The 11,877-nt window shown below is 76.9% G+C and carries 2 protein-coding genes; both read left to right on the forward strand.

The genetic code is table 11. From position 1 onward, the window contains the following. The first annotated feature begins 62 nt into the window (after nucleotides 1-62). Nucleotides 63-3,731: a non-ribosomal peptide synthetase gene (locus tag OG294_RS04065; protein WP_327064987.1), complete on the forward strand. Its 3,669-nt coding sequence runs from the start codon at nucleotides 63-65 to the stop codon at nucleotides 3,729-3,731. Further along, nucleotides 3,728-11,872: a non-ribosomal peptide synthetase gene (locus tag OG294_RS04070; RefSeq protein WP_327064988.1), complete on the forward strand. Its 8,145-nt coding sequence runs from the start codon at nucleotides 3,728-3,730 to the stop codon at nucleotides 11,870-11,872. The genes OG294_RS04065 and OG294_RS04070 overlap by 4 nt, the downstream gene beginning before the upstream one ends. Nucleotides 11,873-11,877 lie beyond the last annotated feature (5 nt).

An 11,877-nucleotide genomic window follows, 5' to 3' on the forward strand; every position in this document is an offset into this window, starting at 1 on the left:
ACGGTGGGCGCACCCCGCAGCAGCCACGCCCGTGCGAGCTGCCCGAGACAAGGAGTTGGCCGATGCCGTCCACCCGGCCCGAGCACCCCGGCGACCCGAGCGGCCGCCCCGACCAGGCCGGCCTGCGCGAGCGGCTGGCGGCGCTCTGGTGCGAACTGCTCGGTCTGCCCGCCATCGGCCCCAGCGAGGACTTCTTCGCGCTCGGCGGGCACAGTCTGCTGGCCACCCGGCTGGCCACCCGGATCCGCACCGAGCTGGGGGTGCCGGTCACGGTGGAGCAGGTCTTCACCCACCCCACCATCGCCGAACTGGCCCGGGCGCTGGGCGCCGAGCAGCCGGCCGGCCCGGCGGCGGCGGAGCCGGCGATCCGGCACCGCTCGCGCACCGGTGCGGACCTGCCGCTCAGCTTCCCGCAGGAGCGGATCTGGCTGCTCAAGCAGCTGGTTCCGCACAACACCGCCTACAACTTCCAGTGCGCGCTGACGCTGCGCGGTCCACTGGACGTACCGGCACTGGAGGCCGCGTACACCGAGATCGTGCGACGGCACGAGATCCTGCGCACCTCCTTCCACGAGGTGGCGGGCCGGCCCGTGCAGCGGGTGCACCCGCCGTTCGCGGTGCTGCTGCCGGTGCAGCCGGTGCCCGGCGACACCGAGGACGAACGCCGCTCCGCGGTACCGGAGTTGATCCGCCAGGCGCTGGACGGCGGCTTCGACACCAGTCGGCTGCCGCTGGTGCGCTGGCGGCTGCTGCGGGTGTCGGCCACCGAGCACGTGCTGGTCCAGGTCGAGCACCACTTCGTGCACGACGGCTGGTCGCTCGGGGTGCTGCTCGGCGAACTGGTGGCGCTCTACCGCGCGGCGGTGGCCGGGCGGCAGGCCGAACTCCCGGAGCTGGAGTACCAGTTCGGGGAGCTGGCGGCGCACACCCGGGAGGTGGTCGCCGGCGACCGGCTGGAGCGCGAACTCGACTACTGGCAGGGGAAGCTGGCCGGTCTGCCGCCGCTGCTCGAACTGCCGCTGGACCGCCCGCGCCCGCCGCGCCAGAGCTTCGCCGGCGGGGTGCACAAGGAGCTGCTGGCCCCCGGCCTGTACGAGGAGTTGAAGGCGCTCGGGCGGGACTGCGGCGCGACCCTCTTCATGCTGCTCAGCGCCGCGTTCAGCACGCTGCTGCACCGGGTCAGCGGCAGTACCGACGTGCTGACCGCGACCGGGGTGGCCAACCGGCGGCTGCCGCAGAGCGAGCCGCTGCTGGGCATGTTCGTCAACACCCTGCCGCTGCGCACCGATCTCGGCGGCGACCCGAGCTTCCGCGAGCTGGTGGCCCGGGTCCGGGCCGCGACGCTGGAGCTCTACGCGCACCAGGACGCGCCGTTCGAGAAGGTGGTCGCGGTGGTCCGCCCGGATCGCGACCTGAGCTACAACCCGCTCTACCAGGTGATGTTCAGCTTCCACGACGCGGCCGTGCCGGACCTGGAACTGGCCCCGGCCGACGCCGAGGGCGCGCTGCGCGCCGAGTTGGAGCTGCTGCACAACGGGACCGCCAAGGCCGACCTCAACGTCATCGTGGTGCCGCGCCCCGAGCAGCGGGCGGGCCTCGGCGTGCAGCGGCCCGGCAGCGGGCTGGTGGGTGCGCCGGACGACGGCGTGCTGGTCTGGTGGGAGTACTCCAGCGACCTGTTCGACCCCGAGACCGTCGCGGCGCTCGCGGGGCACTACCAGGCGCTGCTGCGTGCCGTCGTCGCCGACCCCGACCGGCCCGTCTCACGGCTCGACCTGCTGGACGAGGCGCAGACCGCCGCGGTGCGGGCGGCCGGCAGCGGACCGGTGCGGCCGTGGCCCCAGGACGGCTCGGTGCCGGCGGCGATCGCGGCGCGGGCCGCCGAGCAGCCCGCCGCCCCCGCGCTGGTCGCGGTGGACGGCACCGCCTGGAGCCGGGAGCAGCTGGACGCCGCCGCCGGGCGGATCGCGGCGCGGCTGCGGGCGCTCGGGGTGCGCCCCGAGGACCGGGTGCCGCTGGTGCTGCCGCGCGGCCCCGAGGGGATCGCCGCCCAGCTGGGCGTGCTGCGCGCGGGCGCGGTCTACCTGCCGCTGGACCCGGAGCAGCCCGCCGAGCGGATCGCCGCGCTGGTCGCGGACTGCGGGCCGGCCCGCGCGGTGACCACGGCCGCGCTGCGCGGCACGCTGACGGGCGACTGGCTGACGGTGGAGGAGCTGCTGGCGCCGCTGGACGGCGATCCCGGCACACCGGCGGGCGCACCCGACCTGCGGCCGGACCAGGCCGCCTACGCGATCTACACCTCCGGCTCCACCGGCCGCCCCAAGGCGGTCACCGTGACCCACGCGGGTCTGGCGAACCTGGCCGGCTGGCACCGCGAGCGCTTCGGGCTGACCGGCGCCGACCGGGTCGCCCACCTGGCCGGCCTCGGCTTCGACGCCTCGGTCTGGGAGGTCCACCCGGCGCTGGCCGCCGGTGCCACGGTGGTGGCGGTGCCCGAGCAGGTGCGCCGGGACGCCGCGGCGCTGCGCGACTGGCTGGTCGAGCAACGGATCACCGTGAGCTTCGCGCCGACCCCGCTGGCCGAGCGGCTGCTCGCGCTGCCCTGGCCGGCCGGCACCGCGCTGCGCCACCTGCTGGCCGGTGGCGACCGGCTGCGCCGCCGGCCACGGGCCGGGCTTCCGTTCACCCTGGTCAACGCCTACGGACCGACCGAGCACACGGTGGTGGCCAGCAGCGCGACCGTCGACCCGGCGGGTGCGGGGCTGCCCTCGATCGGCACGGCGGTGGACAACACCCGCCTGCTGGTGCTGGACGGCACCGGGCGCCCGGTGCCGCCGGGCCTGCCCGGCGAGCTGTACCTGGCGGGGCCCGGCGTGGCGCGCGGCTACCTCGGCGATCCGGCGCGCACCGCCGCCGCCTTCCGGCCCGAGGCCGGCGGTACGCCCGGCAGCCGGGCGTACCGGACCGGGGACCGGGTGCGGCTGCGGCGCGACGGCGAGCTCGACTACCTGGGCCGGGTCGACCAGCAGGTGCAGTTGCGCGGGGTGCGGATCGAGCCGGGCGAGATCGAGCACGCCCTGCTGCGGCATCCGGGGGTGGCCGCGGCCGTGGTGGTGCTGCGCGGCGAGGGCGAGAGCGCGGCGCTGGCCGGATACGTGGTGCCGAGCGACCCCGCGCTGGCGCCGGACCCGGCCGGGCTGCGCACCTTCCTGGCCGGGCAGTTGCCGCTGCACCTGGTGCCGACCGCGTGGGCGCTGCTCGCGGCGCTGCCGCTGACGCCCAGCGGCAAGCCGGACCTGGCCGCGCTGCCCGAGCCCACCGGCGGGCAGCGGCCGGCCGAACCGCTCGGCTCGGCCGCCGAGCGGCGGGTGGCCGAGGCCTGGTCCGCGGTGCTGGGCCACCCCGTCGAGGACCGCAACGCCGACTTCTTCGCGCTCGGCGGGCACTCGCTGGCGGGCTACCAGGTGATGGCCGAGCTGGCGCCGGGGGCACCGCTGCGGCTGCTGTTCGAGCACCCGACGGTCGCCGAGCTGGCCGGGGCACTGGCGGACGGCGCGGACGGGCCGGCTGACGCAGCCGGTGCGGACGGTGCGATCTCGTCGGGCGGTGCGATCTCGTCGGGCGGCGAGGCCGCCGAGGATCCGACGGCCGGCCTGTCCGACGCGGAGATCGACGCCCTGTTGGCCGCCTGGGACGGCGCGCCGGCCGAAGCGACGGAGGAGAAGCAGTGACCGAGCAGCAGCCACACCCCGCGGCCCCGCTCTCGGCGGCCGAGAAGCGGCGCCTGGTGGCCGCCCGGCTCGCCGGCCGGTCCGGCGCCGGTGGCCAGGCCCCCCAGGGCCCGACCGTCTTCCCGCTCGGCGCCCAGCAGCGCGGCATCTGGTTCGCCGAGCAGGCCTCCCCCGGCCGCTGCGCCTATCACATCTGCCGCTCGATCACCCTCGAAGGACCGCTGCGGGTCGACGAACTGCGGTCGGCCCTGACAGATCTGACGGAACGTCATGAAGCCCTGCGGACCAGCTTCGCCGTCCGCGACGGCGTCCCGCTGCAGCGGGTGGCACCGGCCGCCGAGGTGCACCTGCCGGTGCAGCAGCTGCCCGAGGACGACCCGGCCACCGTAAGGCGGATCGTCCAGGCCGAGGCCGAGCATGCCTTCGACCTGACCACCGGGCCCCTGCTGCGCTGCCGACTGCTGCGCCGTGCGCCCGAGCGCCACCAGCTCATCCTGACGCTGCATCACATCGTGGCCGACGGCTGGACGGTGGGCCGCCTGCTGCGCGACCTCGGGGAGCTGTACGCGGCCCGCTGCCGCGGCGAGGCGCCCCGGCTGCCGCCGGCTCCCGGGTACAGCGGCCACGCCCTGGCCCACCGCGGCTGGCTGGCCGGGCCGCAGGCCGCCCGCTCGCTCGGCCACTGGGTCGAGCGGACCCGCGACGTCCCACTGCTGGAACTGCCCACCGACCGCCCCCGGTTGGCCAGGGCCGGGCGCCGCGGCGCCCTGGTGCCGCTCGCCCTGCCCGCCGAGGCGCTGCGCGGCCCGGGTGACGGGGGCGCCGGCGGCACCGCCTTCCCCGCGGTGCTGACCGCCTGGGCCACCGTGCTGCACCGGTGGACCGAGCAGCACGACTTCGCCCTCGGGGTGCCGGTGGCCGGGCGCACCGGCGCCGACTGGTGGCAGAGCGCGGGCCTGTTCGCCGACTTCCAGCCGCTGCGGGTCGACCTCGGCGGGGATCCCTCGTTCGCCACCGCGACCGAGCGGACCCGCCAGGCCCTGCTCGCCGGTCTCGACCACCCGGGGATCCCCTTCGACCGGCTGGTGGAGGAGCTGCGCCCGGCCCGGCTGCCCGGCCGCAACCCGGTCTTCGACGTGGCGTGCACCATGCTCAGCGGCCACCGCGAGGAGCTGGTGCTGCCGGGCCTGGACACCAGCGTGGAGCGGGTCTACGCGGGCGGCGCCAAGCTGGACCTGACCCTGGAGCTGGTCCAGCGGCCGGACGGCTCGGCCGGCGGCCATCTGGAGTACGACCGCGACCTGTTCGACGACGCGACCGCCCACCGGCTGGCCGACCACCTGCTGCGGGTCAGCCAGGCGGCGGCCGAGCAGCCGCACACCGCGCTCAGCGCCCTGGAGGTGCTGGACGCGGCCGAGCGCGGCGAGCTGATCCGGCTGGGCACGCCGCCGCACGCCGACTACCCGCAGGAGGCGACCGTCGCCGAGCTGTTCCGGCGGACCGCGGCCCGGCGCGGGGATCAACTCGCCCTGGCCTGGGCCGAGTCCGCCGAGCCGGGCGCCCCCGGGTCGCTCAGCTACCGCGAACTGGACGCCTGGTCCGATGCGGTGGCCGCCGCGCTGGCCCGGCACGGCGTGCGCCGCGGGGAGTTCGTGGGCGTGGCGGGCGGGCGCTCGGTGCGCTTCGTGGTGGCCGTGCTCGGCATCCTCAAGTGCGGCGCCGCCTACGTGCCGCTCGACCTCACCCAGCCGGCCGAGCGCACCGCGCTGCTGATCGAGCAGGCCGGTCTCGGCCTCGTGCTGGACAGCGGCACGGGCGAACCGGCGAGCGGCCCCGGCATCCCGGTGCTGGCGCTGCCCGACCCCACGGACGGCGGCCGACCGCCCGCACTGCGCGGCGGCCCGCTGGACCCGGCCTACCTGATGTTCACCTCCGGCTCGACCGGCGTCCCCAAGGGCGTGGCGGTGCCGAACCGGGCCGTGGTGCGCCTGGTGCGCGGCGGCCGGTTCGCGGCGATGACCGAGCAGACGCGCTGGCTCGCGCTGGCACCGCCCGAGTTCGACGCCTCGACGCTGGAGCTGTGGGCGCCGCTGCTGGCCGGCGGCGTGCTGCTGATCGGCCCGCCCGGGGTGCCCGACCTGCAGGGCCTCGGGGCGCTCATCGAGCGCTCCGGTACCACCTCGCTCTGGCTGACCGCCGGGCTCTTCCACGCGATGGCCGAGGAGAACCCGCAGGGGCTGCGCCCGCTGCGCCAACTCCTGGCGGGTGGCGACGTGCTGGCGCCCCGTCAGGTCCGGGCCGCGCTGGCGGCGGTCGACGGCCCGGTGGTGAACGGCTACGGGCCCACCGAGAACACCACGTTCACCACCTGCCAGGTGCTGCGCACGCTGGAGGAGGTGACCGATCCGGTCCCGATCGGCCGGCCCGTCGAGGGCAGCACGGTCCATCTGGTGGACGCACACGGGAACCTGGTGCCGCGCGGGGCGGTCGGCGAGCTGTGGACCGGCGGCGACGGCGTGGCGCTCGGCTACCTGGGCCACCCGGCACGCACCGCCGAGCGTTTCGTACCCGACCCCTTCGACCCGCGCCCGGGGCGCCGGCTCTACCGCACCGGGGACCGGGCGCGCTGGCGGGCCGACGGCACGCTGGAGTTCCTCGGCCGCGCCGACGGCCAGGTCAAGCTGCGCGGTTTCCGGATCGAGCCGGGCGAGGTGGAGAACGCGCTCACCGAGCACCCGCGGGCCGCGCAGGCCGCCGTCGCGGTGCGTCCGCTGCCCAGCGGCGACAAGCACCTGATCGCCTGGGTGGTGCCCGCCGAGGCGACCGACGCGGACGACGCCCTGGCGGCCGAGCTACGCGCGTGGCTGCTCGGCCGGCTGCCCGCCCACCTGGTGCCGGGCCGGGTCGTACTGGTGGACCGGCTCCCCCTCGGCCCGACCGGCAAGGTGGACCGGCGGGCGCTGGTCGACCCGGCCCGGGACACCGGCGACACGGCGGCGGGCGAGGAACCGCGCCCGGGGACCGAGGAGCTGCTCGCCACGCTCTTCGCCCAGGTGCTCGGAGTGACCCAGGTCGGCCGGCTGGCCGACTTCTTCCTGCTCGGCGGCCACAGCCTGGCCGCGATCCGGCTGATCGGGCGGATCCGCTCCTGGTTCGGCGTCGAGCTGCCGGTGAGCACCGTCTTCGCGGCGCCCAGCGTGGCGGGCCTGGCCGTCGCGGTGGAGGCCGCCCGGGCGGCGGGCCCGGTCACGGTGCCCGCCGTGACGGCCGGCGGCGCGGAGCTGGGCCCGCTCTCGCACGCCCAGGAGCGGCTGTGGGCGGTGCACCTCAAGGACCCGGCCGACGTGGCCTACACCGTGCCGCTGGAGCTGGAGCTGACCGGGCCGCTCGCGCCCGCAGCGCTGGCCGCGGCGCTGCAGGCCGTGGTCGACCGGCACCCCGCGCTGCGCACCGCCGTGGACGCCGCGGGGGACGAGCCGCGCCAGCGCATCCTGCCGCCCGGCCTGCCCGTCCCCTTGGAGCGCGCCGATCTCGGCGCGCTGGCCGGGCGGGCCGGCGAGCTGGCCTACCGGGATCTGCGGGCGGAGTTCGTGGCCCGGCCGTTCGACCTGACCCGGGCCCCGCTGCTGCGCGCCCTGCTGATCACGACCGGACCGGACCGGGCCAGGCTGCTGCTGACCGTCCACCACCTGGTGGTGGACGGCGCGGGCGTCGCGGTCCTGCTGCGGGACCTGGCACGGGCCTACGACACGGCCGGTGCGCTGCCGCCGGCCGCGGCGGCCACCCCCACCGGGATCGACCTCGCGCTCGCCGAGCGGCGGCTGCTGGCCGGGCCGGCGCGCGAGGAGCTGACCGGGCACTGGCGCCGGCGGCTCGCGGGCCTGCACCGCCCGGCCGCCGCCGGGGACGCCTCGCCGGGCGAGCTGCTGCGGGTCGAGGTGCCCGCCGCGACGGTGGCGGCGCTGCGCGAACGGGCGGCCGGCGCCGGAGCCACCCTGCACATGGCGGTCACCGCCGCCGCCGGGCTGCTGCTGGCCGAGGAGCACGCGGGCGAGGTGGTGCTCGGCGCCCCGATGGCCCAGCGGCTCGACGAGGGCTTCGAGAGCGAGATCGGCCTCTTCCTCACCACCGTGCCACTGCGGCTGTCGCTCGACGGCGGGCCCGCCTTCGGCGAGGCGCTGGTGCAGGTCCGGCGCACCCTGCTGGATGCGGCCCGGCACGCCGCGCTGCCCTACGAGCAGATCGCCGAACTGGTCCGCGACGAGGCGGGCCAGGTACCGCAGCTGATCGACGCAATGGTGCAGGTGCAGCCCGCGCTGCCCGCCCGCCTCGCGTTCGGCAGCGCGCAGGCGGTGCTGCGCCCCGCGCACCACGGCACCGCCAAGTTCGACCTGACCCTGTCGCTGTTCGACGACGGCACCCGGCTGACCGGCTTCTGGGAGTTCGCCACCGCGACCCGCACCGCCGCCGAGGTGGGCCGGCTGCACGAGCGGCTGCTGGCCCTGCTGGCCGCCGCCGGCGCCGACCTGACGGCCCGTCCGTCCGACGCCGCGGCACCCGAGGACGCCGTCGCCGGGGCGACCGGCGCCGCACCGCAGGCCACGAGCGCCCCGGCGGACGCCGCGGACCCGGCCCTGGTCGCCACCGTCGCCGAGATCTGGCAGGAGCTGCTCGGCACCCGCCCCGGGCCCTCGGACAGCTTCTTCGCGCTGGGCGGCAGCAGCATCAGCGCCACCCGGGTGGTCTCCCGGCTGCGCGTGCGCACCGGCCGCGAGGTCGCCCTGCGCGAGCTCTACGACTGGCCCCGGCTGGCCGAGTTCGCCGCCCGGGTGGCCGGTGCACCGGCCGCCGGCCACCGCCCGGCGCTGACCCGTGGCGAGGCTGAGCACGGGCCGCTCTCCTTCGCCCAGCTGCGCCACTGGGTGCTCGACCGGCTCGACCCGGGCACCGCGGCCAACAACATCCCGCTCGCGCTGCGCCTGTCCGGCCCGCTCGACCGCTCGGCGCTCGCCCAGGCCCTCGCCCTGGTGGCCTCCCGGCAGGGCGCGCTGCGCACCGTCTTCGCCGACCACGACGGCGTGCCCGAGCAGCGTCTGCTGCCACCGGTGCCGGTCGAGCTGCCGGTCACCGAGGTGGCCGACGAGGCCGCCGCGCTGGCCGCCGCCGACGAGCAGGCCGCCCTGCCGTTCGAGCTGACCGCGGGCCCGCCGTGGCGAGCCGCGCTGCTGCGGTTGACCGAGCAGGAGCACTGGCTGCTGCTGACCTTCCACCACATCATCGCGGACGGCTGGAGCACCTCGGTGCTGCTCGGCGAACTGGCCGCCGCCTACGCGGTGTTGTGCGAGGAGCCGGGAGCCGTGCTGCCGCCGGCCCCGCCCGTGCGCTACCTGGACCACGCGCGCCGCCAGCGCGAGTGGCTCAGCGGCGAGCAGTTGCAGGCCGAACTCGCGCCCTGGCAGCGGCTGCGCGGCACCCCGCCGCTGGAGCTGCCGCCACCGGCGCAGGCCGGGCCCGGCGGTGTGGGCTCCATCGCGCTGTCGCTGCCCGCGCGCTGGCGCCGGGAGGCCGAGCTGCTGGCCGGCCAGGAGCGGGCCAGCCTCTACATGCTGCTGCTGGCGCTGTGGGCCGCCACTCTCGAACTCCACACCGGGCAGCAGGACTTCGCGGTCGGCACGTTCTCCGCCGGGCGCACCGAGCCGGCCCTGGAGCAGTTGGTCGGGTTCTTCGTCAACAACCTGGCGCTCCGTTGCGAGCTGGCCGGCGACCCCAGCTGGCGCGAGCGGATCGCCCGGGCGCGGGCCACCTGCACCGAGGCGTTCGCCCATCAGGAGGTGCCGTTCGAGAAGGTGCTGGAGGCGGTGGGGGCCGAGCGGTCCACCGAGCGCACCCCGCTCTTCCAGACGCTCTGCGTCCTGCAGAACTACCCTGGTTGGCCGCAGCAGTTGGGCCGCCTCGGGCTCGACCTGGTGCGCCGCCCCTACGACCGGGCGGACTTCGCCCTGACGCTGTGGCTGCGCCCGGACGAGGACGGCGGGCTGAGCGGCGGCATCGACCACGACACCGCCGCCGTCGACGAGGCCACCGCCGAGCGGATCGCGCAGACCTTCCGCCGCTTCGCCGAGGCGGTGCTCGCCGGGCCCGACGAGCGTCCGCGCCGGGCGCTGCCCGCCGCGCCCGCGGTGCGCCCGGCGCTGGCGCCCGCCGCGGGCCCCTGGCTGCACCAGCGCACCGCCGCCACCGCCGCCCGCACCCCGCACGCCCCGGCACTGATCGAGTACCGCCCCGCCGACGGGAGCACCGTCGTCACCACCCACGGGGAGCTGGATCAGGCCGCCAACCGGCTCGCCCACCGGCTGCGGCAGGCGGGGATCGGGCCCGAGCGCGCGGTCGCCGTGCTGCTGGGCCGCTCGGCGCAGGCCGTCACCGCTTTCCTGGCCGTCCTCAAGGCCGGCGGCGGCTATGTGCCGATCGACCCCGGATACCCGCCGGAGCGCATCCGCACGCTGCTGGAGGACTCCGGCGCCGACCTGGTGCTGGGCGGCACCGAGCAGTTGGCGCGGCTGACGGCGGACGGGGGCAGCGGGCCTCTGCGGGCGGCAGGCCCGACGCTGGCCCTGGACGATCCCGCCACCGTGCGCGAGCTGGCCGCACTGCCCGCCCACGCCCCCGAGGAACTGCCGACCGCGGCGGACCAGTTGGCCTATGCCATCTTCACCTCCGGCTCCACCGGACGCCCGAAGGCGGTGGCCGTCAGCCACGCCAACCTGACCGGCTACCTGGAGGCGATCGGCCCGAGGCTGGCCCTTCGACCCGGCGACCGGGTGCTCGGCTTCGCCTCGGTGAGCTTCGATGCGACCGTCGAGGAGCTCTACCCGGCACTGGTGGCCGGTGCGAGCGTGGTGCTGCGCCCCGACGGGCTGCGCACACCGGACAGCGGCTTCGACGCCTTCCTCGCCGCGACCCGGCCCACCGTGCTCAGCCTGCCGGTCTCCTTCTGGCACGCCTGGGTGGAGCGGATGACGGCCGAGCGGCTGCGGGTGCCGGGCGGGGTGCACACCCTGCTGCTCAACGCCGAGGCACCCGCACCGGCCCGCTACCAGGACTGGCTGCGGCTGTGCGACGCGCCGGTGCGCTGGATCAACACCTACGGACCCACCGAGGCCACCGTCACCGCCACCCTGCACCAGCCCGCCGCCGACGGCACCGCCCCGCCGCTGCGGTTCCCGATCGGCACGGCGCTGGCCAACACCACGCTGCACGTGCTGGACGGCTACGGCACGCCGGTTCCGCCGGGCACGCCGGGCGAGCTGTTCCTGGGTGGACTGGGCATCGCCCGCGGCTACCTGGGCCGCCCCGCCGCCACCGCCCGCGCCTATCCGCCGGACCCGTACGGCGCCGAACCCGGCGCCCGGCTCTATCGCACCGGCGACCGGGTGCGCCAACTGCCGAGCGGTGAGCTGGAGTTCCTGGGCCGACTGGACCACCAGCTGAAGATCCGCGGCCACCGGGTGGAACCGGGCGAGGTGGAGGCGGCGCTGGCCGGGCACCCGGCGGTGCGCCAGTGCGCGGTGCTGCCGCACGGGGCGCCACCGGCGCTGCGGCTGGTCGCCTACGTCGCCCCGGCCGGCGATGCGGCGAACGAGCAGGAGATCCGCCGCGACCTCGGCGACCGGCTGCCCGAGCACCTGGTGCCCGCCCGGATCCTGTTCCTGGACCGGCTGCCGCTCACCCCGAACGCCAAGGTGGACCGGGCCGCGCTGGCCGCCCGGCTGGCCGAGGACCTGCGCGCCGCCGAGCAGGACGCGCCTGCCGCCGAACTGACCGAGCGCCAGCGGCTGCTGGCCGGTGTCTGGCGCGAGGTACTCGGACGCGAGCGGATCGGCCCCGAGGACAACTTCTTCGCACTCGGCGGGGACTCCCTGCTGGCCGTCCAACTGGCCGTGCGGGCACGGGCGGTGGGCCTGGCCCTGGAGGCCCGGGAGGTCTTCCGGCACCAGAGCCTGGCCGAACAGGCCGAGGCGGCACAGCCGTTGGAAGCAGCACAGCAGTCGACCGACCGGGCGGTGGGCCCGAGCGCATCGGCCACCCGCCTGGACGGCCACGAGAAAGCGGCGCTGATGGCCCGCCTGAACGGAAGGTGAGCGGC

The organism is Kitasatospora sp. NBC_01302, assembly GCF_035976515.1.
In the GTDB taxonomy this organism is placed as follows: Bacteria; Actinomycetota; Actinomycetes; order Streptomycetales; family Streptomycetaceae; genus Kitasatospora.

What these genes read in the sequence shown, in the direction of transcription:
- OG294_RS04065 (WP_327064987.1), top strand. Translation starts at nt 63, where the DNA reads ATGCCGTCCACCCGGCCCGAGCACCCCGGCGACCCGAGCGGCCGCCCC.